Below are 23,179 nucleotides of genomic sequence, written 5' to 3'. Positions count from 1 at the left end.
ACCCTTGCGATCCAACGACTGAACAGGCGCAAACGGGAAATTCGAGGATTCAATGACTGAACATAATGCAACCCGGTCCATGTTCGACCCGGCGCTAGTGCGCCCGGCGATCGTGGACTCCTTCAAGAAGCTCACGCCACGCACGCAGTTCCGCAACCCGGTGATGTTCTGCGTGTACGTGGGTAGCATTCTCACGACCATTCTCTGGATCGCCGCGCTCGGCGGCCAGGCCGAGGCGCCCGCGGGCTTCATTCTCGCGGTCACCTTGTGGCTGTGGTTCACGGTGCTGTTCGCCAACTTCGCGGAAGCGCTCGCCGAAGGCCGTTCGAAGGCCCAGGCGGCGTCGCTGCGCAGCGCGAAGAAAGACGTGATGGCCAAGAAGCTCAACGAGCCGCATCCGAAGTCGCCGATCCGCATTCTGACGGCTTCCGATCTGCGCAAGGGCGACGTCGTGCTGGTCGAAACCGGCGACGTGATCCCGGCGGACGGCGAAGTGATCGACGGCGTCGCGTCGGTCGACGAATCGGCGATCACGGGCGAATCCGCGCCGGTGATCCGCGAGTCGGGCGGCGACTTTTCGTCGGTGACGGGCGGCACGCGCGTGCTGTCGGACTGGATCGTCGTGCGCGTCACGGCGAATCCGGGCGAGGCGTTCCTCGACCGCATGATCGCGATGGTGGAAGGCGCGAAGCGTCAGAAAACGCCGAATGAAATCGCGCTGACGATTCTGCTGGTCGCCTTGACGATCGTGATGCTGCTGGCCACCGCCACGCTGCTGCCGTTCTCGATGTTTTCGGTCGAAGCCGCGAAGGCCGGCCACGTGGTGGCGATCACCGCGTTGGTCGCGCTGCTGGTGTGTCTGATTCCGACCACCATCGGTGGTTTGTTGTCGGCGATCGGCGTGGCCGGCATGAGCCGCATGATGCAGGCGAACGTGATCGCCACATCGGGCCGCGCGGTCGAAGCGGCCGGCGACGTCGACGTGCTGTTGCTCGACAAGACCGGCACCATCACGCTCGGCAATCGCCAGGCTTCGCAATTCGTGCCGGCGCCGGGTTCGACGGAAGAAGCGCTCGCGGATGCCGCGCAACTGTCGTCGCTCGCCGACGAAACGCCGGAAGGCCGCAGCATCGTCGTACTGGCGAAGCAGCGCTTCAACATCCGCCAACGCGATATGGCCTCGTTGCATGCCACGTTCCTCGCGTTCACCGCGCAAACGCGCATGAGCGGCGTGGATTTGCCGGGCCGTGAAATCCGCAAGGGCGCGGCCGATGCGGTCAAGAACTATGTCGAAGCCAACGGCGGCCGTTTCCCCAACGAAGTCAGCAACGCCGTGGCCGAAGTCGCACGGCGCGGCAGCACGCCGCTGGTGGTCGCCGAGAAAGGCGAGCAGGGCGCGCGCGTGCTCGGCGTGATCGAGTTGAAGGACGTGGTGAAGGGCGGCATCAAGGAACGTTTCGCCGAACTGCGCAAGATGGGTATCAAGACCATCATGGTGACGGGCGATAACCGCCTGACTGCGGCGGCGATTGCCGCGGAAGCCGGCGTCGACGATTTCCTCGCCGAAGCCACGCCGGAAGCGAAGCTCGCCACGATCCGCGCGCACCAGGCCGAAGGGCGCCTCGTCGCGATGACCGGCGACGGCACCAACGACGCCCCGGCGCTCGCGCAGGCCGACGTCGCGGTGGCGATGAACACCGGCACGCAGGCCGCGAAGGAAGCGGGCAACATGGTCGACCTCGATTCGAATCCGACCAAGCTGATCGAGATCGTCGAGATCGGCAAGCAGATGCTGATGACGCGCGGTTCGCTCACCACGTTCTCGATTGCCAACGACGTCGCCAAGTACTTCGCGATCATTCCGGCCGCATTCGCCACGACCTATCCGGCGCTGAATGCGCTGAACGTGATGCACCTGGCCACGCCGGCCTCGGCCATCATGTCGGCGGTGATTTTCAACGCGCTGATCATCGTGCTGCTGATTCCGCTGGCGCTCAAGGGCGTGCGCTATCGCGCGCTGGGCGCGGCGATCCTGCTGCGCCGCAATCTGCTGATCTATGGTTTGGGCGGGATCATCGTGCCGTTTATCGGCATCAAGCTGATCGATATGGTGCTGGCCGCGTTCGGTTGGGTCTAAGCGCTAGTTCAAGAGGAATTATTCATCATGAAAAATCTGTTCCGTCCGTTGATCGTGATTTTCGCGGTGCTCACCGCCGTCACCGGACTTGCCTATCCCGCGGTGATGACTGCCGTCGGTCAGGCGGCCTTCAACGATCAGGCCAACGGCAGCATCCTCGAGCAGGACGGCAAGGTGGTCGGTTCGAAGCTGATCGGCCAGCAGTTCGATGCGCCGCAATACTTCTGGGGCCGCCTGTCGGCCACCAGCCCGATGCCGTATAACGCGCAGGGTTCGAGCGGTTCGAATCTCGGCCCGACCAACCCGGCGCTGCTCGACGAAATCAAAGGCCGTATCGACGCGCTGAAGGCAGCCGGCACGGATATGTCGAAGCCGGTGCCGGTCGATCTGGTGACGTCGTCGGGCAGCGGGCTCGATCCCGAGATCAGCCCGGCGGCTGCGGCTTATCAGATCGAGCGCGTCGCCAAGGCACGCAAGCTCGCTGCGAACGACGTGCAGGCGCTGGTGGATCGCTATACGAGCGGTCGTCAGTTCGGCATTCTGGGTGAGCCGCGTGTGAACGTGCTGGAACTGAATCTGGCGCTGGACGAGATGAAGCACGGTTGATCGACGAAACGCGGCAGCGCTTCGCTTCGCAAAGGCGGCGTCCGCGCGACTCCGCCTTTGCCTTTTGACGGCGCAACGCCATGTACGGTGACCGCGGTGTACGGTGGCCGCTATTTGCGGCCGGGCCGCCGCCGTGCCACCATGCATACACCGCCGCTCGCCCAACGATGAAAACCATTGAGCATGAACCGCCCCGATCCCGATGAGTTGCTCGACAAGCTGCAACGCGACGAAGAAAAACGTCAGCGAGGCAGGCTGAAGATTTTTTTCGGCGCGTCGGCGGGCGTCGGCAAAACCTATGCGATGTTGCAGGCCGCGCGCCGGCGTCACGATGAAGGTGCGGACGTGGTGGTCGGCATCGCCGAAACGCATGGCCGCACTGAAACCGCGGCATTGCTCGACGGTCTCGACGTGCTGCCGCTCGCGCATATCGAATATCGCGGCCGCAAGCTCGGCGAGTTCGATCTCGACGCCGCGCTCGCCCGCAAGCCGCAGCTGATTCTCGTCGACGAACTCGCGCACTCGAACGTGCAGGGCGCGCGCCATCTGAAACGCTGGCAGGACGTGTATGAACTGCTGGACGCGGGCATCGACGTCTATACGACGGTCAACGTCCAGCACCTCGAAAGCCTGAACGACGTGGTCGGCCAGATCACCGGCATTCGCGTCTGGGAGACGGTGCCGGATCGCGTGTTCGATCGCGCCGACGAAGTCACGCTGGTCGACTTGCCCGCCGAGGAACTGCTCGACCGGATGCGCGACGGCAAGGTGTACATGCCGCAGCAGGCCGAGCGCGCGGTGCGCAACTTCTTTCGCAAAGGCAATCTGATCGCGCTGCGCGAGCTGGCGCTGCGCCGCACCGCGGATCGCGTCGATGCGCAGATGCGTGAATATCGGGCCGACCGTTCGATCCAGCGTATCTGGCAAGCACGCGAGCGCTTGCTGGTGTGCGTCGGCCCCGGCCCGGAAGCACCGATGCTGGTGCGCGCGGCGGCGCGTCTCGCCGCCAGCCTGAAGGCCGACTGGATTGCAGTCTATGTCGAGACGCCGGCGCTGCAGCGTTTGCCGGATGCGCGCCGCGAACGCACGCTGAACGCGTTGAAACTCGCCGCCGAACTCGGCGCCGAAACCGCCACGCTGGCGGCCGCCGACGCGGCCGTCGCGTTGATCGGCTACGCGCAGGCGCGCAACGTGTCGAAGCTGGTGGCCGGCGCGTCGGCGCGCACGGGCGTGAACCGCTGGCTGCGCCGGCCGCTCGGCGAGCGTATCGCCGAGAAAACGGCCGATCTCGATCTCACGCTGATTCGCGCCTCGTCCGACCGCGACGGCGGCGAGCATCGCCATCTGTTGAACACCACCGCGAACGCATGGCGCGAGGCGCTGAGCGCGGCGCGCGAACGCCGCTCGCCGCCGCGCGCCTACGGCTTCGCGCTGTTGATCTGCGCGGCCATCACGCTGCTGTCGAGCCAGTTGATCGATCATATCGATTTGACCAATCTCGTCATGCTGTACCTGCTCGGCGTGATCTTCGCCGCGGTGAGGCTGGGACGCGGACCCGGCGTGGTGCTGTCGTTCATGAGCGTGGCCGCGTTCGATTTCTTCTTCGTGCCGCCGCGCATGTCGCTGTCGGTCTCCGACACGCAGTATCTGTTGACCTTCCTGGGCATGCTGCTGACCTCGTTGGTGATCAGCCATCTGACTTCGAGCCTGCGCCGCGAGGCGAGCGTGGCTCGGCGCCGCGAGCAGCGCACCGGCGCGATGTACGCCATGGCGCGCGAACTGGCCGCGGCGTTGACCACGGAACAGATCGTCGGCATCGGCAGCCGTCATGTGAGCGAGGTGTTCGGCGCGCGCGTTGCGATTCTGTTGCCGGACAGCGTCGATCAAGTGAAGCAGAAGATCGAGGATCCCGACGCGGCGATCACGCTCGAAGGCGAGATGCTCGATAGCGACGTCGGTCAATGGGTCTACGATCAACAGAAGCCGGCCGGCCACGGCACCGACACGCTGCCGGCCGCCGCCGCGCTCTACCTGCCGCTCAAGGCGCCGATGCGCACGCGTGGCGTGCTCGCGGTGGTGATGCGCGACGAGGGCGAGCTCGACGTGCCCGAGCAGCAGCGCATGCTCGACGCGTTCGCCGCGCAGATCGCCCTTGCGCTGGAGCGGGTGCATTACGTCGACATCGCGCGCGATGCGCTCGTCAACATGGAGTCGGAGCGTCTGCGCAACTCGCTGTTGTCGGCGATCTCGCACGATCTGCGCACGCCGTTGACGACCATCGTCGGCTTCTCGTCGATGCTGGCGCAAGCGCCCGAGGCGCAGCCCAACAGCGAGCTGGTCGAAGCGATTCACGAGGAAGCGCTGCGCATGACCGGCATCGTCACGAATCTGCTCGACATGGCGCGTTTGCAGGCGGGCAGTCTGCAACTGAATCAGCAATGGACGCTGCTCGAAGAGACGGTGGGCGCCGCGCTGCGCGCGTGCAAGCGCGTACTGGCGAATCATCCGGTGCAGGTGAAACTGCCCGCTGATCTGCCGCTCTTGCACCTCGACGCCGTGCTGATGGAGCGCCTCTTCTCCAATCTGTTCGAAAACGCCGCCAAATATACGGCGCCGGCCACGCCGCTGACGATCGGCGCGCAGCGTCTCGACGCGGACGGCAAGTCGTTCGTGCGCGTGAGCGTCGACGATAGCGGCCCGGGGCTGCCCGTCGGCATGGAAGCGCGCGTGTTCGAGAAATTCACGCGCGGCGAGAAGGAGTCGGCCAAGCCGGGCATCGGCCTGGGGCTCGCAATCTGCCGCGCGATCGTGGAAGCGCACGGCGGTACAATCGGCGCGCTCAATCGCGTGTCGGCGGACGGCCGTGTCGAAGGCGCGCGCTTCTGGTTCACGCTGCCGGTGGAGACGCCGCCCGACGCACCGGATTCCATGGAAGACGAGGGCGCCGATTCCTTGACTCACGTCGATACCGGCAGCGATTCAACTCTTAACCCGCTTTCCAAGCCTAGCCATGAGTGACCCCAGCATCACCGTCGTCCTGATCGAAGACGAAAAGCAGATTCGCCGCTTTGTGCGAACGGCGCTGGAAGGCGAGGGCATCGTCGTGCACGATGCCGAAACCGGCAAGCAGGGTCTCGTCGAAGCCGCGACGCGCAAGCCCGATCTGGTGATCGTCGATCTCGGCCTGCCCGACACCGACGGACTCGACGTCATCCGCGAACTGCGCGGCTGGAGCGAGCTGCCGGTGATCGTGTTGTCGGCGCGCACCCAGGAAAGCGAAAAAGTCGCCGCGCTCGATGCCGGCGCGGACGACTACCTCACCAAGCCGTTCGGCGTGTCCGAACTGCTGGCGCGGATCCGCGCGCATATGCGGCGGCGCAATCAAGGCGGCGCCAACGAATCGCCACAGGTGCGCTTCGGCACGGTGACAGTCGATCTGGCCCTGCGGCAGGTGAGCCGCGACGGCGCTGTCGTTCATTTGACGCCGATCGAATACCGGCTGCTCGCCACGCTGGTGCGCCATGCCGGCCGCGTGCTGACGCACCGCCAGTTGCTGCGCGACGTGTGGGGGCCGTCGCATGTCGAGAGCCATCACTACCTGCGCATCTATATGGCGCATCTGCGCGGCAAGCTGGAGCGCGACCCGGCGCAGCCGGAGCACATCATTACGGAAACGGGTGTCGGATACCGGCTGGTAGGCGCGGTTTGAGGCTGTGTGGCTAATTTGCGACGGCGCGGTGCGCTTGCTTGCGGCGGCCCGCTGCCGGCGGCGCCTGAACGGCTTTGGTATAATTACAGTTCGTAAGGACGACCTTGCGGTTTCACAAACGGGGACGGCCCCATCTGACCATGGAGCTGTCTCATGTCCTGGATTCTTCTGTTGATTGCCGGTTTGCTCGAAGTCGCGTGGGCGGCCGGTCTCAAAACCTCCGAAGGTTTTACCCGGCTCTGGCCGTCCGTGTTCACGGTGGTGACTGCGCTTGGCAGCTTTGTGCTGCTCGCCATGGCCATGCGCCAATTGCCGCTCGGCACGGCGTACGCGGTGTGGACCGGGATCGGCGCGGTCGGCGCGTTCATCTTCGGGATCGTGATGATGGGCGAGGCCTTGACCGTCGCGCGGGTCGCCAGCGCGGCGCTGATCGTGGTCGGACTGATCGGATTGAAGCTATCTTCCGGGCATTGAGCCCCGCATTGCATGCCGCTGCCGGGCCCATTCGCCGAGTCCGCCGATGCCCGGCCGGCGCCCAATCAGTCTCGCCATTTATTCTCCGCTCTGCGTTCTGCGAATTAACGTGGCTATAATGAGATCGAATCCAACCTGAAATTGTCCGCGGCCCATTTGGCGCGGCCGGCTTGGCGCGGGTCTGACGACTTCAGTGCGGCTCCCCTTTCGTGGCCCGTCGAAGCGCCCGGCACGCACAGCGCGCCCGGAGGCGGCCATGCTTGAATCACTTTCGCTCGCTGCGGGCCTCTCATGGGGCAGCGGTCTGCGCCTCTATCTGACGGTCCTGCTGGCCGGCGTATTCGCCCGTCTCGGCCTCGTCCATCTTCCCGATACGCTGTCCGCGTTGTCCTCGCCGTGGGTCATCGGTGTGGCGGGCGTGCTGACCGTCACCGAATTTCTCGCCGACAAGATCCCCGCGTTCGATTCGCTGTGGGACGCGGTCCATACCTTCATCCGCATTCCGGCGGGCGCCGTGCTGGCAGCCGGCGCGCTCGGCCATGCCGATCCGGCGCTGTTGACCGTGGCCGCGCTCGCGGGCGGCACGCTGGCGGGCACGGCGCACCTTGCTAAAGCGGGCACGCGCGCGTTGATCAATCTGTCGCCGGAACCGGTGTCGAATGTCGTGACCTCGACCGCTGAAGACGGACTCGTGTTCGGCGGCATGCTGCTCGCGCTGTTCGTGCCGCTCGTCTTTCTGGTGTTGATGGTGGGCTTCCTGATGCTGGCCGGCTGGGCATTGCCGCGGCTCTGGCGTGGGGTGCAGGGCGGTTTTCGCGGCATGGCGACGCACATGGTGTCGCGCTTTGCCAGGAGCAGGCACGATTGAGCGATACGGTACGGGGTTCCACGGCGCGCAGGGCTTTACCGACGACGACGCGCCGGTTCGGTGGCATGGATCTGGTGCGCCAGTCCATTCGCATGACGGCGCGCGACTGGCGCGCGGGCGAGCTGACGATGCTGCTGCTGGCGCTGGTGCTGGCCGTGGCGGCTTTGTCGAGCGTCGGCTTTCTGGCTGACCGTCTGCACCAGGGGCTAGAGCGCGACGCGCGGCGCATGATTGCCGCCGACTTCATCGTGCGGGCCGATCATCCGGTCGATCCGCAATTCGCCGGGCAAGCCAAAGCGCTCGGTCTGAATACCGCCAGCACGGCGATCTTTCCCAGCATGATCAATTCGACCGGCGCACAGCCGGTCTCGCGGCTTGCCGCGATCAAAGCCGTGTCGCCCGGTTATCCGCTGCGCGGCGCGCTGCGCATCGCGTCGGCGCCGGGCGCGGCGGACCATCCGGCGCAGTCGATTCCGCCGCCGGGCGTCGTGTGGGTCGATCAGGCGCTGCTCGACGCGTTGAAGGTGCATGTCGGCGACGCGGTGAAAGTCGGCGGTCGCAACTTCACGATCGGCGCGGTGATCACGCGCGAACTCGACCGCGGTTTCTCGTTCGTCAACTTTTCGCCACGCCTGATGCTGCGTGCCGACGACGTGCCGTCGACCGGCCTCGTCACCTACGGCAGCCGTGTGACGTACCGCTTGCTGGTCGCGGGCCCGGACGAATCGGTGGCGCGTTTCGCGCAGTTCGCGCATGAGCGGGTGGACGGCGGCAAGATGCGCGGCGTCGCGCTCGAATCGCTGCAGGACGGACAGCCGCAAGTGCGCCAGACGCTCGACCGCGCGAGTCACTTCCTCACGCTCGTCTCGCTGCTCACGGCCTTGCTGGCGGCCGTGGCGATTGCAATGGCCGCGCATCGGTATATGCGCCGTCATCTGGACGGCTGCGCGGCGATGCGTTGCCTTGGCGTCAGTCAGTCGACGCTGCGTGCGCTCTTCACGCTTGAATTCGTCGGACTCGGTTTGATTGGCGGCGCGCTGGGCGTGGCGCTCGGTTACCTCGGGCATCTCGCGCTGCTCACGTGGCTCGGCAGTCTGATCGACGTCGCGCTGCCGTATCCGACGGTATGGCCGGCACTCGAAGGCATCGCGGCCGGTCTCGTGCTGCTCCTGGGCTTCGCGTTGCCGCCGCTGTTGCCGCTCACGCGCGTGCCGCCGGTGCGCGTGCTGCGCCGCGAATGGGGCGAAGCGGGGCGCACGGCGTGGGCGGCCTACGCGCTAGGCATCGCGCTGTTCGCCGCGCTGCTGATCATCGCGGCAGGCGAGTTGAAGCTCGGCGGGATCGTCGCGGGCGGCTTCGCGGGCGGGATGCTGGTGTTCGCGTGCATCGCGCGGCTCGCGCTATGGGGCGCGGCGCGCGTCGTGCGCAGCGAGCGCGTGAATGCGAGCATCGGCTGGCGTTATGCGCTGGCGTCGCTCGAACGGCGCAGCAGCGCGAGCGCATTGCAGATCACCGCGCTCGGCATCGGCCTGATGTGTCTGTTGCTGATTGCGATGACGCGCAACGACCTCGTGGCCGGCTGGCGTAAATCGACGCCGCCCGATGCGCCCAACGAATTCATAATCGACATCCAGCCCGACCAGCGCGACGCCGTCACGCAATATCTGAGCACGCATGGCGTGCCCGGTACGGTGCTCGCACCGATGGTGCGCGGACGGCTGACGGCGATCAACGGCAAGCCGGTCAATCCGGACGCGTTCAAGGGCGACGACGCCAAGCGTCTCGTGGATCGCGAATTCAATCTGTCGTACACGACCGAGCTACCCGACGACAACCGTCTCGCCGCCGGCACATGGTACGGCGACACGAAAACGCCGCAGATTTCGATCGAGCAAGGACTCGCCAAGCTGATCAACGTGAAACCCGGCGACATGCTGCGTTTCGACGTGACCGGCTTGCAGATCGACGCGCCGGTCACGAGTGTACGCAAGCTCGACTGGGGTTCGTTCAAGGTCAACTTTTTCGTGCTGATGCCGCCCGCGGCTTTGCAGGATTTCCCGGCGACGTTCATCACGAGCTTCCATTTGCCGCAGGAGAAACAGTCGACCATCGACGGCCTGATCTCCACTTATCCGAACCTCACCGCCATCGACACCGGGCCGATTCTCGCGCAGGTGCAGCGCGTCTTGCAGCAGGTGATCGGGGCGGTGCAGTTCCTGTTCGCGTTCACGCTCGCGGCGGGCGTGCTCGTGCTGTACGCGGCGCTTGCCGGCACGCGCGATGAGCGTATGCGAGAATCCGCGCTGCTGCGCGCGCTGGGCGCGTCGCATCGACAGGTGCGGGCGGTGCAGATCGCCGAGTTCGTCGCGGTCGGCGCGCTGGCGGGTCTGATGGCGGCGGCCGGCGCGCAGGCCATCGGCTACGTGCTGGCGACGCGCGTCTTCGAGTTCTATCTGAGTTTCAATCCCTGGTTGTTGCCGGCAGGCATTGCCGCCGGCATCGCGTGTGCCGGCGTGGGCGGCTGGCTGAGCTTGCGGCATGTGCTGGCGCGGCCGGCGTTGCAATCGCTGCGGGACGCGTGATTTTTCTTATCGGTTAGTGAGCAGGTATGAGTGATTTGAACGACGAAGTGTCCGCGGCGCAGCCGACGGCCTTCGAACTGGTGGGCGGCGAAGCGCGTGTGCGTGAACTGGTCGACCGCTTTTACGACCTGATGGATCTCGAAGCGGATTTCGCCGGAATCCGCGCGTTGCATCCGGAATCGCTCGACGGTTCACGCGACAAGTTCTTCTGGTTTTTGTGCGGCTGGATGGGCGGCCCCGATCACTACATCAGCCGCTTCGGTCATCCGCGTTTGCGCGCGCGGCATTTGCCGTTCGCGATCGCCTCCAGCGAGCGCGATCAGTGGCTCAGGTGCATGGCGTGGGCGATGGAAGACGTCGGTCTTGCCGAGCCGCTGAGGGAGCGCCTGCTCGGCTCGTTCTTCGAAACGGCTGACTGGATGCGCAACCGGAATGGCTAACGGGTTGGGGTTGGGCTCGACACCCGGCGCGGCAACTGCGGATTACGCCGACATGCCTCAGGAAGCACGCGAAGTCCTAGACTGCTGGTTCGGCGTACCGGGCGCGCCGGAGTTCGGCACGGAGCGCAAAATCTGGTTTTCACGCAATGCCGCTTTCGACACGATGCTGCGGGAACGCTTCGGTACCCTGATCGATGCGGCCCGCGAGTCCGCGCTCGACAACTGGACGCAAACACCGCTCGGCGCGCTGGCGCTCGTCGTCGTGCTGGATCAGTTCTCGCGCAATTGTCACCGTAACACGGCGCGCGCGTTCGCCGCCGACCAGAAAGCCTTGCTCACCGCGCAGCAGATGATCGCCAGTGGGGCCGACCGCCGGCTGCCTACGGTGCATCATCGCGCGTTCGCCTATCTGCCGTTCGAGCACGACGAGACGCTCGCAAGTCAGCGCGAGTCGCTGCGTCTGTTCAAGCAGTTGAACGCGGAGCGGGGCGGCAAGTCGTATTACCGGTCCGCGGTGCGGCACGCGGAAATCATCGAGCGTTTCGGACGCTTTCCGCATCGCAATGCGCCGCTCGGGCGTCCATCGACGGCGGAAGAAAGCGCCTTCCTGCGCACACCCGGTTCATCGTTCTAGGCCCACAGGCACTCGCCGCTCGGCTGACGCGCACGCGGCGCGTAGCGAGCAGGAAAGCGAGACCTAGCGCCCGCCGGATACATCGAGCAGCGCACCCGTCACATACGAAGCAGCGTCGCTCAACAACCAGACGATCGTTTCCGCCACTTCGTCGGCCGTGCCGGGGCGGCCGAGCGGTGTGGTCGCGCCGAGTTGCGCGGCGCGCTCGGGCTTGCCGCCGCTCGCGTGGATCTCGGTGTCGATCAAGCCAGGGCGCACCGCGTTCACGCGCACGCCTCGCGGGCCGAGTTCCTTGGCGAGGCCGAGCGTCATCGTATCGACGGCGCCTTTCGAGCCGGCGTAGTCGACATATTCGTTCGGCGAACCAAGACGCGACGCCGCCGACGACACGTTGACGATCACGCCGCCCGCGCCGCCGCGGTCGGTCGACATGCGCCGCGCGGCTTCGCGCGCGCACAGATACGCGCCCAGCACGTTCACGTCGAACATGCGCTTCAGGCGCGCGAGGTCCATGTCGGCGAGTTGGCTGGATGGCGCGACGATCCCGGCGTTGTTGACGAGCGCATCGAGCCGGCCGAACTTCTGTTGAAGCGCGTCGAACATCGCCAGCACGTCGGCTTCATTCGCGACATCGCCCGCAATCGTCAACGCGCGGCCACCCGCGCGTTCGACTTCGGCGGCGGTGTCCTGCGCCGCGGCGAGATTTTGCGCGTAATTCACGCCGACCGACCAGCCGCGCGCACCCAGCAAACGCGCGGTCGCGCGGCCAATGCCGCGGCTGCCACCGGTGATCAGAACGGCTTTCGTCATCGCAACCTCAACATTAGGGGAAACTCAGACCGCGTCGCGCTTGATCGCCCACTTGTCGCTGACGGGCGGCTGGTAGCGTTGCAGCTTGCCGATCAACCCGGCGGGATCGGCGTCGATCTGCAGGATGTCGAAATAGGTCTGGCGCATGAAGCCTTCGTCGACCGTGTGCTGAAGCAGATTGATCAACGGATCGTAGAAGCCGTCGATATTCAGCAGCGCCACCGCTTTCTGGTGGTAGCCGAGTTGCGCCCACGTGTAGACCTCGAACAGCTCTTCGAGCGTGCCCGCGCCGCCAGGCATCGCGACGAACGCGTCGGACAGGTCGGCCATCATCTTCTTGCGATGATGCATATCGGGCACGACATGCAGTTCGGTCAGGCCGTTATGGCCGACTTCCTTGTTGACCAGCAGCTCGGGAATCACGCCGATCGCGCGGCCGCCTTCGGCCATCACCGTGTCGGCGATCACGCCCATCAGACCGACCTTGCCGCCGCCGTACACCAGTGCGAGATCGGCTTGCACCAGCGCGCGGCCAAAGGCGCGCGCCGCTTCCGCATACAACGGTTTGGCTCCATTGGAGGAGCCGCAATACACACACACCGACTTCATGCTCAAACGTCCTTCGGTTCGTTGCGGGGCGCGGCGCCTTCCTTGGGCGGCAGGTAGTCGTAAAACTCGCGCTTGGGCAGCTTGCCCGACACGAGGTCGTCGAAAATCTGCCGCGAGCGGCCGCGCAGATAAGGCGCCATCAGCGACACGATCTGTACGCTCACCTGATGCAGCTCCGCGCGCATCGCTTCCTGCTCGTTGTATTTGCGCGGGTTCATCACGAACTGGTACGAGAGCCAGTACGTGCCGATCACGCCGACGTTGGTGGCGATCACGTGCAGCTCTTCCGGCGTGACGACCATTTCGCCGTCGGCGACGAGCTGTTCGCAGAACTGGCTCGCAAACCGCACCTTGTGGCTGATGATCTGCTTGAAATGCGTTTCGAGCGTGCGATTGCGCGCCAGCAGATCGTTCAGGTCACGATACAGGAAACGATAGCGCCACGTGAAATCGACCATGTACTGCAGATACGACCACATTTCGTCGATGGTCGCGCGATGGTCGTCGGGAAAACGCAGACGCTTTTCGATCTCCTGCTCGAACTGGCTGAAGATGCTGTTGATGATGTCGTCTTTGTTGCGGAAGTGGTAGTACAGGTTGCCTGGACTGATTTCCATTTCCTCGGCGATCGTCGTCGTCGTGACGTTCGGCTCGCCGATTTCGTTGAACAGCTTCAACGACAGTTCGAGAATCCGTTCGCGCGTGCGGCGGGGAGGTTTGGCTTCCATGTCGTCCGGCCCTGGTTACGCCGGGCTGGGGCACACGGCGGCGTGCCGCTCTTTGCGTGATCCACCCGGACGCGGTTGGTATATGAGCGCCCCCAACCTGTCGCAGTTCGACAGGCCTCCGCGAGGGCAATTCCCCAAGCCCCAAAGGGGACTTCCTTCGGAACGGGGACTTCCTGCGGAGCGGAAAACTTGGGGCGGCCCAGCGTTTTCCTGTGAGACTGTCGGACGATTATAAACCGAGCGTTCTTATACCAAGCGGATAGTCAGGGTTTTCATTGCTCAAGGCGGTTTCGCGCGCCGTTCGACGGCGGCGTGAGCGCATTAAAACGCGCTGACGCGCGCCTTCACAGCCATGCCTTGACCCAATGCACGACCAGTGGCCCGACGATCAGCAGCCACGTCATCAGGCACATGCCGAGCGCGACCATCACGGCCGCGCTGCCGAGATCCTTCGCGCGGCGCGAGAGTTCATGGCGTTCGAGCGAAATCCGGTCGATGGCCGCTTCCACGCTCGAATTCAGCAACTCGACGATCAGCACCAGCAGCACGGAACCGAGCAGCAATACGCGCGACACCGGCTCGACCGGCACCAGCACGCCGCAGGGAATCAGGATCGCGGCGAGCGTGAGCTCCTGGCGAAAGGCGCTTTCCTCGCGAATCGCCACGCGAAACCCGGCGAGCGAATTTTTCATCGCGTGCCAGGCGCGCGTGAGGCCGCGATTGCCTTTGTAGGGATTGAAAGGCAGCGGCGCGAGTGGATCGTCGGGACTGAGCGGTTCGTTCTGCGTGTCGGATTGCGTGCCGTTCGCGGCACTCGCTCCGTTCATGCCGTTCAAACCATGTGCATGATCTGCATGATTCGGCGTGCCTGGCTCGCTCACGTCGTCGAAGGGTTCGATGCTCGCGTTGTCGTTGTCGTTGTCGTTGTCGTTCTCGGCATCGACGGCACGCAGCGCGCCGTTCGGCGCGCGCCCCACGGTGGATGGTCTGGTTCGCATGGACAACTCGGCACGCCGCGTCACGCGGCGGCGCTTTCCTCGCGATATGAAGCGCGCGGCAGCGGCTTCAGATGCGCGGCGAATTGCTCGGAGGCCGCCGCCCATGAAAAGCGTTCGGCCCACGCGCGCGCGTGGTTGCGATCGATCTTCAGCGCTTCGAGGCAGGCTTCACGCAGGTCTTCGTGCATCGCACCCGCGCCGCCGTCGCCGAGGACGTCGATCGGACCGGTGACGGGATACGCCGCGACCGGCGTGCCGCAGGCGAGCGCTTCGAGCAGCACGAGCCCGAACGTATCGGTGCGGCTCGGGAACACGAAGACGTCGGCCGCCGCATAGACCTTCGCCAGCTCGGCCTGCGTCAGCACGCCCAGGTAATTCGCTTGCGGATAGCGCGACTTCAGTTCGGCGAGCGCCGGACCTTCACCGGCAACCCACTTCGAACCGGGCAGATCGAGCTTCAGGAACGCCTCGACGTTCTTCTCGACTGCCACACGTCCCACGTACAGAAAGATCGGCCGTGCGCTGTTGAGCACCTTCGAGTCCATCTGGTGAAAGATGTCCAGGTCGACGCCGCGCGTCCACAGCACGACGTTGGTGAAGCCGAATTTTTCGAGGTCGCTCTTGACGACCGGCGTGGGCGCCATCACAGCCAGCGACGGCTTGTGAAACCAGTGCAGGAACTTGTAGGTCGCGGCGAGCGGAATGCCGAAGCGCGCCTGCACGTACTCCGGAAAACGCGTGTGATAAGCGGTGGTGAACGGCAGCTTGTGCTGGATCGCGTAGGCGCGCGCGGCCATGCCGAGCGGACCTTCGGTGGCGATGTGCAACGCGTCGGGCGAGAAGGCATCGATACGCTCGCGCAGCTTGCGGCGCGGCAGCAGCGAGAGGCGGATCTCAGGATAAGTCGGGCAAGGGATCGTTTTGAATTCGAGCGGCGTCAGCAGATCGACGTGATGGCCGAGCGCGCTGAGTTCGCGCGTGGTGTTTTTCAGCGTGCGCACGACGCCGTTGACCTGCGGTTCCCATGCGTCGGTGACGATCATGATCTTCATCGGTTTTGGCCCAATAGAAGTTAAGAGGGACTACGCGGTCGCCCGGGCCTTTTGCACGCCCACTTCCGGGGAGCGCATCACGGTCCAGTAGATCACCTTCAGTTCGCCTTCATAGGTTTCGACGAGTGCCGACAGGCTTTCCACCCAGTCGCCGTCGTTGCAATACAGGACGCCGTCGATATCGCGTATCTCGGCTTTGTGGATGTGCCCGCAGACCACGCCGTCGCAGCCGCGGCGGCGTGCTTCGTCGGTCATCACGCGTTCGAACGAGGAGATGAAATTCACCGCGTTCTTCACCTGATGTTTCAGGTACTGCGACAGCGACCAGTACGGAAAACCGAGCCGGCTGCGGATCCGGTTGAACCAGCGGTTCAGGATCAGGATCATGGTGTAGAGCGTGTCGCCGAGATAGGCGAGCCACTTGGCGTGCTGGATCACACCGTCGAACAGATCGCCGTGCACGATCCACAGACGCTTGCCGGCGAGCGTGGTGTGAAACGCCTCGCCGCGCACGTGGATGTCGCCGAACGCGAGATCGCAGAACTGGCGTGCGGCTTCGTCGTGATTGCCGGGCACGTAGATCACTTGCGTGCCTTTGCGCGCCTTGCGCAGCACCTTCTGCACGACGTCGTTGTGGGCCTGCGGCCAGTACCAACCTTTCTTCAACTGCCAGCCGTCGATGATGTCGCCCACGAGGTACAGATACTCCGACTCGTTGTGGCGCAGAAAATCGAGCAGATAGGGCGCCTGGCAGCCGCTCGAACCGAGATGGATGTCGGACAGCCAGATGGTGCGGTAACGGTGCGGCTCGGCGTGATCGTCGTCGTGATGACTGGCGTTGGCGTCGAGCGGCAGTGGCGGCACGGGCAGCGGCAAGCCGTGACTATGGTTGGGTTCCGGGCGGAACGCGACAGGGTCGACGCTCGGGCCGGTCTGGCGGAACAGGGAAGTCGCGGACGTTTTGGGGTCCATGGCTCACGCGTCGAGTTGCGGTGCCCGTATTGGGCCAAGTGTGCGTGACTGTGCCGTGACAGTCATGAGAAGTTCTTATTACTGCGCGGCGGGGAGGTGGGGCGGTGGAGGTGACGGGCGGGGGATCAGAATATAGACCGCCGTGATGGGCACGGCTCGCGCGGCGTCGCGGTGGGTCGACGGGCGCGCGAAGTCATGGACTGGTCGGCTCGGCCGCGACTGGCGTGGCTTGCGTAGTGTGGTAACGACCCGACAGGAGAGCGAAATAATTGTCCGGCCGGCACGGTCGCGCTCGGCATGACGCGCGCCGGGAGACAGCGGCCCAACAGTTAAGCGAAATATTGACCGGGTAGCCGAGGCGGATCAGCGCGAGACGCTGACGACCCGCGTGCCCGCGAGGCGGTCGTGCAGGAATTGACGCTGCGGATCGAAGCGGCCGGTGGCCGCCCATAGCACGAACCAGATGCCGGCGATCAGCAGCGTCTGCGGCAGCTTGAGTCCGAGCAGCGGATGCAGCGCGAGCGGCGGCAGAAACCATAGCCACGCGAGCACGTAGCGGGCAACCGCGCGGCCGGTGGAGAGCGGCGTGCCGTCTGCGGCGACCACGCGCAGACGCCAGGTTTTCATCGGCAGGGTCTGGCCGCTGTGGGTCCAGAACCAGACGAAATACACGCCGACCACGAGGCCGATCCAGGTTGCCAGCAGGTTGTGATGAGTCAGACCGTTGCGTTGCTGCGTCAACGTGCTGAACAGGTAGCCGGCGATGAACACCACGCCGAACAGGATCACCGCTTCATAGAGCAGCGCCGCGAGGCGCCGCCGGACGGTCGGTGCGTTGCCGTTGGTATCGGCGGCTAATGCTGAGGACGCGAGCGGTTGGGACACGGCGCGGCCGGGCTCAGGAGCCGTTGAAGATCGACGGCGCTTCAGCCGGCGAAACCGGCAGCGGCGTAGCAGGCACGAAACTGCCGGCGGCGGGAATCGGCGGCGCGGCGACCGGGCTCGGCAACGACGCCGCGGCTGCCGCGCTCGCCGCTGCAGCGCCGCTCGCGCCATGCTCACGCGCATTGACGAGGCGATCGAGCCCCTTGATTTCGCTGCGGCCCGAGGGCGGCGCGCTGACCACGCTCGGGCGCCGCTTGCGCTCGCTGGCGGCGAGCCGTTCCTTCTGTTCTTCGGGCAACTGCTGATACGCCTTCCACGCGTTCTGACGGGTTTCGCGCGGCAATTCCTTCGACACCTGGTAATTTTCACGCGCGACGCGCCGCTGATCGGGCGTCATACGGGTCCATTCAGTCATGCGCTCATGTAGGCGTTTTTGCGCATCAGCCGACATCTTCGGGTAACGCGACGCGATCTTCAGCCATTTGCGCTTACGTTCGTCGCTGAAGGAATCCCATTGGGCTTCAAACGGCGCGAGCGCGATATGCTCGGCCGACGTCAGGCGCGACCATGCCATCGGACTGTTGCTGCCGGGCAGGCTGGGCAATTCGACGGCGAGCGTCGGCGCGGGCGCCTTGGCGGTCGCGTTGGCGCCCGCGACAGGCGCGCTGACGGGCGACGGGCTCGGATAAAAGCGCGGATAAGTCGCGGCAAACGACACCAGGGCCGCAATCGTGCATCCGAAAACAACGGCCAGGCCGCGCTTGTAACTCACCCGAAAAATCTCCCGCTCAGTGGGCGCGTGAAAGGTACGCGTTGAAACCGTGGTCGAGATAGGCATTGAGCGGCAGGTCGTCGCTTAGCATGGCGGCATCGATATCGGCGAGTTCGGCGGTGCGTTGCTGGTCTTCCCAGTAGGCAATGCCCACGAGGCTGACGACTAGCGCGGCGAGCGGCCACGCCAGCGCAAAGCGGCGCAGCGGCGAACGGCGGCGCTGCGGCAGTTCGACCGGCGGCATGCCGGAGGCCATGCCCGCGCCGGCGAGGGCCGGCACGAACACCGGCGCGCTCACGGTTTCGGGCTTCTTGCGGGCGAGCGCGGCACGGCGCGCCGCGGCTAGTCGATCGACGGTGGCAGGCGCAATGCTGGCGGCGTTTTCGTCGAGCGCGCGGCGCACCTGGCGGGCGAACTCGAGTTCTTTAGTTTCGAGGGAGCTCATAGCGTGATTCCTTTGGCCTTGAGCGCTTGCGCCAGCGTGTGGGTGGCCCGCGAGCAGTGCGTTTTCACACTGCCTTCGGAGCAGCCCATTGCGGCGGCAGTCTCGGCGACATCCATATCTTCCCAATAACGCATGAGAAACGCCTCCCGTTGACGTGCCGGTAACTTTTGGATCTCGTCGTCGATTAACTGCAGAACCTGTTCGCGTTCGAGTTTCTGTTCGTTGCTCTCGGAACCCGCCGAGCCTTGCTGGGCCTCGAAGGTTTCGAGGGGGTCGAAATCCTCGTCGTCGGCGTTGCCGAGCGACGAAAAAAGACTCACCCAAGTATTGCGCACTTTCGCACGACGGAAATAGTCGTGCATCGCATTCTGCAGAATACGCTGAAACAGCAGCGGAAGTTCGGCGGCCGGACGGTCGCCGTATTTTTCGGCGAGCTTGATCATCGCGTCCTGCACGATATCCAGCGAGGCGTCGTCGTCCCGCACGGCGTAGACCGTCTGCTTGAATGCGCGCCTTTCGACGCCCGCCAGAAAATCGGCGAGTTCCTTGTCTGATGCCATCCGTTGGGGGTCGGCGCAGCGAGCGTGCGCGTAATCGGTCGAAAAATGTCGTAAAACTCGCGGATGCTAACAAACTTTTGCGCCGCTGGGGCGAAACGTGATTCACCTTGCATCTCTATAACAGGCTTTCGGTCATTTTCGAGATTCGGCGGAAGGCGCCAAGGCAATATTTGCTTGACCGCGCGGGCGTCTGCAGATATCGTCGCTGGTTCGCAACATAAGTGACTTGTCTCAATTGAGGTGTGGCCCAAGAAGCTCACCTGTCAACTGGACGCGCCGCTTGAACCCGAGCCACAAGCCCGGCAGAGAGCACCCGATCAAATTTTTGCCGAAATTTCGAAAGGTGAATTAATGAATATGCCCAGCGCGGAATTCTCCACGTCGGATACGACTCCCCATCCCGAAGCTGACTCTATCGGCGCCACCGTGCTCATGAAGGCACTGGCCGACGAAGACGTCGAGTTTGTGTGGGGCTATCCCGGCGGCTCGGTACTCTACATTTACGACGAGCTGTACAAGCAGGACAAGTTCCAGCATATCCTCGTGCGCCACGAGCAGGCCGCTGTCCACGCCGCCGACGCTTACTCGCGTTCCACCGGCAAGGTCGGTGTGTGCCTCGTGACCTCCGGCCCCGGCGTCACCAACGCGGTGACCGGCATCGCCACCGCCTACATGGATTCGATCCCGATGGTGGTGATCAGCGGCCAGGTGCCGACTGCCGCGATCGGCCAGGATGCGTTCCAGGAGTGCGACACGGTCGGCATCACGCGTCCTTGCGTGAAGCACAACTTCCTCGTGAAGGACGTGCGCGACCTCGCCGCCACCGTCAAGAAAGCCTTCTATATCGCACGTACCGGCCGTCCCGGCCCGGTGCTGATCGACATTCCGAAAGACGTGTCGAAAGCGCCTTGCCAGTACGAACCGCTCAAGACTGTTTCGCTGCGCTCGTACAACCCGGTCACGAAGGGCCACTCGGGCCAGATCCGCAAGGCCGTGGCTTTGCTGTTGTCGGCCAAGCGTCCGTACATCTATACCGGCGGCGGCATCATTCTCGCGGACGCCTCGCGTGAACTGAACCAGTTCGCCGATCTGCTCGGCTATCCCGTCACCAACACGTTGATGGGTCTGGGCGGCTATCGCGCGAGCGACAAGAAATTCCTCGGCATGCTCGGCATGCACGGCACGTACGAAGCCAACATGGCGATGCAGCACTGCGACGTGCTGATTGCGATCGGCGCGCGTTTCGACGACCGTGTGATCGGCGACCCGGCGCACTTCTCGTCGCGTCCGCGCAAGATCATCCATATCGACATCGATCCTTCCTCCATCTCCAAGCGCGTCAAGGTCGACATTCCGATCGTCGGCGACGTGAAGGAAGTGCTGAAGGAGTTGATCGAGCAGCTGCAAACGGCCGAACATGGCCCGGACACCGCGGCGCTCGCCGACTGGTGGAAGGACATCGAAGCCTGGCGCGCGAAAGACTGCCTCAAGTTCGACCGCAAGAGCGAGATCATCAAGCCGCAGTACGTGGTGGAAAAGGCGTGGGAACTGACCGACGGCAATGCCTTCGTGTGTTCCGACGTCGGCCAGCACCAGATGTGGGCGGCGCAGTTCTATCGCTTCAACAAGCCGCGCCGCTGGATCAACTCCGGTGGTCTCGGCACGATGGGCTTCGGCCTGCCGGCGGCGATGGGCGTGAAGATGGCGCACCCGGACGACGACGTGCTCTGTATCACGGGCGAAGGCTCGATCCAGATGTGTATCCAGGAGCTCTCCACCTGCAAGCAGTACGAGACTCCGGTGAAGATCATTTCGCTGAACAACCGCTATCTGGGCATGGTGCGCCAGTGGCAGCAGATCGAATACAGCAAGCGCTATTCGCATTCGTACATGGATGCGCTGCCGGATTTCGTGAAGCTCGCCGAAGCATACGGCCACGTCGGCATGCGTATCGAACGCACGGCCGATGTCGAGCCGGCGCTCAAGGAAGCGCTGCGTCTGAAAGATCGCACGGTGTTTCTCGATTTCCAGACCGATCCGACCGAAAACGTCTGGCCGATGGTTCAGGCCGGCAAGGGCATCACCGAGATGCTCATGGGTTCGGAAGATCTATAACGACGGAACTTGCGTCGGCTTCGTCATGCGCGCCTTCATGAAAGGCGAGGGCGGACGAAGCGGCGCGACTCCGCTCGCAGACATCGACAAAACATCTGGAAGAAGCGAATCATGAGACACATCATTTCCGTCCTGCTGGAAAACGAACCGGGCGCGTTATCACGCGTGGTTGGTCTGTTCTCGGCACGCGGCTACAACATTGAAACCTTGACGGTGGCTCCGACCGAAGACCGTTCGCTGTCGCGCATGACCATCGTCTCCATTGGCTCGGACGACGTGATCGAACAGATCACGAAGCATCTGAACCGCCTGATCGAGGTGGTGAAAGTGGTCGACCTTACCGAGGGCGCCCACATCGAGCGCGAGCTGATGTTGATCAAGGTGAGGGCGGTCGGCAAGGAACGTGAGGAGATGAAGCGGATGTCGGATATTTTCCGCGGCCGCATCATCGACGTCACCGAAAAGACCTACACGATCGAACTGACGGGCGCGAGCGACAAGCTCGACGCCTTTATCGAAGGGCTCGACGCCACGGCGATTCTCGAAACGGTCCGCACGGGCAGCTCGGGGATCGGTCGCGGCGAGCGCATTCTGAAGGTGTGACGCGCGAGCGTTCTACCGTCTCGATCCAGGCCGGGCCGTGCCTGCACCAACCCGGCCACGCAACACACTATTTGCAGCATTTGAATTTCACTGAATCATCGAATTTAGCCAAGGAACCGACATGAAAGTTTTCTACGACAAGGACGCTGACCTCTCCCTCATCAAGGGCAAGCAAGTCACCATCATCGGCTATGGCTCGCAAGGCCATGCGCACGCGCTGAACCTGAAGGAAAGCGGCGTGAACATCACGGTCGGTCTGCGCAAGGGCGGCGCATCGTGGAGCAAGGCTGAGAACGCCGGCCTGCAAGTCAAGGAAGTGGCGGAAGCCGTCAAGGGCGCGGACGTCGTCATGATGCTGCTGCCGGACGAGCAGATCGCCGAAGTTTATGCCAAGGAAGTGCACGCCAACGCCAAGCAAGGCGCGGCGCTGGCATTCGCGCACGGCTTCAACGTTCACTACGGTCAAGTGATTCCGCGTGCCGACCTCGACGTGATCATGATCGCGCCGAAGGCACCGGGCCACACGGTTCGCGGCACCTACACGCAAGGTGGCGGCGTGCCGCACCTGATCGCCGTCGCGCAGGACAAGTCGGGCGCAGCACGTGACATCGCACTGTCGTACGCGGCAGCGAACGGCGGCGGCCGTGCCGGCATCATCGAAACGAACTTCCGGGAAGAAACGGAAACCGACCTGTTCGGCGAACAAGCCGTGCTGTGCGGCGGTACGGTCGACCTGATCAAGGCCGGCTTCGAAACGCTGGTGGAAGCGGGCTACGCGCCGGAAATGGCGTACTTCGAATGCCTGCACGAACTGAAGCTGATCGTCGACCTGATCTACGAAGGCGGCATCGCGAACATGAACTACTCGATCTCGAACAACGCCGAATACGGCGAGTATGTGACGGGTCCGCGTATCGTGACGGCTGAGACGAAGAAGGCGATGAAGGCCGTGCTGACCGACATTCAGACGGGCGAGTACGCGAAGAGCTTCATCATCGAAAACAAGGCTGGCGCACCGACGCTGCAATCGCGCCGCCGTTTGACGTCCGAGCACCAGATCGAACAGGTCGGTGCGAAGCTGCGCGCGATGATGCCGTGGATCGCGAAGAACAAGCTGGTCGACCAGTCGAAGAACTAAGCTGGATCTAGCTGTTGTCCGGCGCGGCGCCGTGCCGCAATA

General features: G+C 64.2%; 22 protein-coding genes. 12 read left to right on the top strand and 10 right to left on the bottom strand.

Annotated features, from left to right (window positions below; all coding sequences use genetic code 11):
* The first annotated feature begins 52 nt into the window (after positions 1-52).
* From kdpB to P0D80_RS24975, 9 genes are all read left to right on the top strand, one after another.
* A complete protein-coding gene (kdpB, locus tag P0D80_RS25015; protein WP_408287220.1) occupies positions 53-2,137 on the top strand; it encodes a potassium-transporting ATPase subunit KdpB in 2,085 nt (694 codons plus the stop codon).
* A gap of 27 nt (positions 2,138-2,164) precedes the next feature.
* Complete coding sequence (gene kdpC, locus P0D80_RS25010; RefSeq protein WP_132375285.1) at positions 2,165-2,743, top strand: potassium-transporting ATPase subunit KdpC; 579 nt, start codon at positions 2,165-2,167, stop codon at positions 2,741-2,743.
* Between the two features lie 183 nt (positions 2,744-2,926).
* Complete coding sequence (locus tag P0D80_RS25005; protein WP_408287217.1) at positions 2,927-5,761, top strand: DUF4118 domain-containing protein; 2,835 nt, start codon at positions 2,927-2,929, stop codon at positions 5,759-5,761.
* Positions 5,754-6,452: a two-component system response regulator KdpE gene (gene kdpE, locus P0D80_RS25000; RefSeq protein WP_132375283.1), complete on the top strand. Its 699-nt coding sequence runs from the start codon at positions 5,754-5,756 to the stop codon at positions 6,450-6,452. Before P0D80_RS25005 ends, kdpE begins: the two co-directional genes overlap by 8 nt.
* 153 nt (positions 6,453-6,605) lie before the next feature.
* Complete coding sequence (gene sugE, locus P0D80_RS24995; protein WP_132375282.1) at positions 6,606-6,926, top strand: quaternary ammonium compound efflux SMR transporter SugE; 321 nt, start codon at positions 6,606-6,608, stop codon at positions 6,924-6,926.
* Positions 6,927-7,182: 256 nt separating this feature from the next.
* Positions 7,183-7,794: a DUF4126 domain-containing protein gene (locus P0D80_RS24990; protein WP_007175644.1), complete on the top strand. Its 612-nt coding sequence runs from the start codon at positions 7,183-7,185 to the stop codon at positions 7,792-7,794.
* Positions 7,791-10,376 carry an ABC transporter permease gene (locus P0D80_RS24985; protein ID WP_408287212.1) on the top strand — a complete coding sequence of 862 codons (2,586 nt, stop codon included), beginning with the start codon at positions 7,791-7,793 and terminating at the stop codon, positions 10,374-10,376. The genes P0D80_RS24990 and P0D80_RS24985 overlap by 4 nt, the downstream gene beginning before the upstream one ends.
* A 26-nt stretch (positions 10,377-10,402) precedes the next feature.
* Positions 10,403-10,816 carry a group II truncated hemoglobin gene (locus tag P0D80_RS24980; RefSeq protein ID WP_310812467.1) on the top strand — a complete coding sequence of 138 codons (414 nt, stop codon included), beginning with the start codon at positions 10,403-10,405 and terminating at the stop codon, positions 10,814-10,816.
* Complete coding sequence (locus tag P0D80_RS24975; protein ID WP_408287207.1) at positions 10,809-11,450, top strand: DUF924 family protein; 642 nt, start codon at positions 10,809-10,811, stop codon at positions 11,448-11,450. Before P0D80_RS24980 ends, P0D80_RS24975 begins: the two co-directional genes overlap by 8 nt.
* 63 nt (positions 11,451-11,513) lie before the next feature.
* Here P0D80_RS24975 and P0D80_RS24970 read toward each other — a convergent pair whose 3' ends face one another.
* From P0D80_RS24970 to P0D80_RS24925, 10 genes are all read right to left on the bottom strand, one after another.
* Positions 11,514-12,260, bottom strand: coding sequence for an SDR family oxidoreductase (locus P0D80_RS24970; RefSeq protein WP_408178034.1), 747 nt, complete (start codon positions 12,258-12,260; stop codon positions 11,514-11,516).
* A gap of 24 nt (positions 12,261-12,284) precedes the next feature.
* Positions 12,285-12,869 carry an LOG family protein gene (locus tag P0D80_RS24965; protein ID WP_408178035.1) on the bottom strand — a complete coding sequence of 195 codons (585 nt, stop codon included), beginning with the start codon at positions 12,867-12,869 and terminating at the stop codon, positions 12,285-12,287.
* Between the two features lie 2 nt (positions 12,870-12,871).
* Positions 12,872-13,597, bottom strand: a complete 726-nt coding sequence (locus P0D80_RS24960) for a TetR/AcrR family transcriptional regulator (RefSeq protein ID WP_132375276.1) — start codon at positions 13,595-13,597, stop codon at positions 12,872-12,874.
* A 344-nt stretch (positions 13,598-13,941) separates the two neighbouring features.
* Positions 13,942-14,595 carry a diacylglycerol kinase gene (locus tag P0D80_RS24955; RefSeq protein WP_408287201.1) on the bottom strand — a complete coding sequence of 218 codons (654 nt, stop codon included), beginning with the start codon at positions 14,593-14,595 and terminating at the stop codon, positions 13,942-13,944.
* Positions 14,596-14,615: 20 nt separating this feature from the next.
* A complete protein-coding gene (locus tag P0D80_RS24950) occupies positions 14,616-15,647 on the bottom strand; it encodes a glycosyltransferase family 4 protein (protein ID WP_106306728.1) in 1,032 nt (343 codons plus the stop codon).
* Between the two features lie 30 nt (positions 15,648-15,677).
* Positions 15,678-16,619, bottom strand: coding sequence for a UDP-2,3-diacylglucosamine diphosphatase (locus P0D80_RS24945; RefSeq protein WP_408178037.1), 942 nt, complete (start codon positions 16,617-16,619; stop codon positions 15,678-15,680).
* 363 nt (positions 16,620-16,982) lie between these two features.
* The gene (locus tag P0D80_RS24940; protein ID WP_408287196.1) at positions 16,983-17,504 is read right to left on the bottom strand and encodes an RDD family protein; all 522 of its coding nucleotides are present in this window, start codon (positions 17,502-17,504) and stop codon (positions 16,983-16,985) included.
* Positions 17,505-17,517: 13 nt separating this feature from the next.
* A complete protein-coding gene (locus P0D80_RS24935) occupies positions 17,518-18,276 on the bottom strand; it encodes a DUF3106 domain-containing protein (protein ID WP_408287193.1) in 759 nt (252 codons plus the stop codon).
* Positions 18,277-18,292: 16 nt separating this feature from the next.
* Positions 18,293-18,721, bottom strand: a complete 429-nt coding sequence (locus tag P0D80_RS24930; protein ID WP_132375269.1) for a DUF3619 family protein — start codon at positions 18,719-18,721, stop codon at positions 18,293-18,295.
* Positions 18,718-19,281, bottom strand: a complete 564-nt coding sequence (locus P0D80_RS24925; protein ID WP_012432361.1) for an RNA polymerase sigma factor — start codon at positions 19,279-19,281, stop codon at positions 18,718-18,720. Before P0D80_RS24925 ends, P0D80_RS24930 begins: the two co-directional genes overlap by 4 nt.
* A 351-nt stretch (positions 19,282-19,632) precedes the next feature.
* Here P0D80_RS24925 and P0D80_RS24920 point away from each other — a divergent pair, with 351 nt between their 5' ends.
* The 3 genes from P0D80_RS24920 (at position 19,633) to ilvC (ending at position 23,137) form a co-directional block, all read left to right on the top strand.
* Positions 19,633-21,396, top strand: a complete 1,764-nt coding sequence (locus P0D80_RS24920) for an acetolactate synthase 3 catalytic subunit (protein WP_408231388.1) — start codon at positions 19,633-19,635, stop codon at positions 21,394-21,396.
* 111 nt (positions 21,397-21,507) lie between these two features.
* The gene (gene ilvN, locus P0D80_RS24915) at positions 21,508-21,999 is read left to right on the top strand and encodes an acetolactate synthase small subunit (protein ID WP_007175629.1); all 492 of its coding nucleotides are present in this window, start codon (positions 21,508-21,510) and stop codon (positions 21,997-21,999) included.
* Positions 22,000-22,120: 121 nt separating this feature from the next.
* Positions 22,121-23,137: a ketol-acid reductoisomerase gene (gene ilvC, locus P0D80_RS24910; RefSeq protein WP_132375266.1), complete on the top strand. Its 1,017-nt coding sequence runs from the start codon at positions 22,121-22,123 to the stop codon at positions 23,135-23,137.
* The last annotated feature ends 42 nt before the right edge of the window (positions 23,138-23,179 follow it).

The organism is Paraburkholderia sp. RL17-373-BIF-A, from assembly GCF_046030175.1.
Taxonomy (GTDB): domain Bacteria; phylum Pseudomonadota; class Gammaproteobacteria; order Burkholderiales; family Burkholderiaceae; genus Paraburkholderia.
This window is presented reverse-complemented; position numbering and strand designations above follow the sequence as displayed.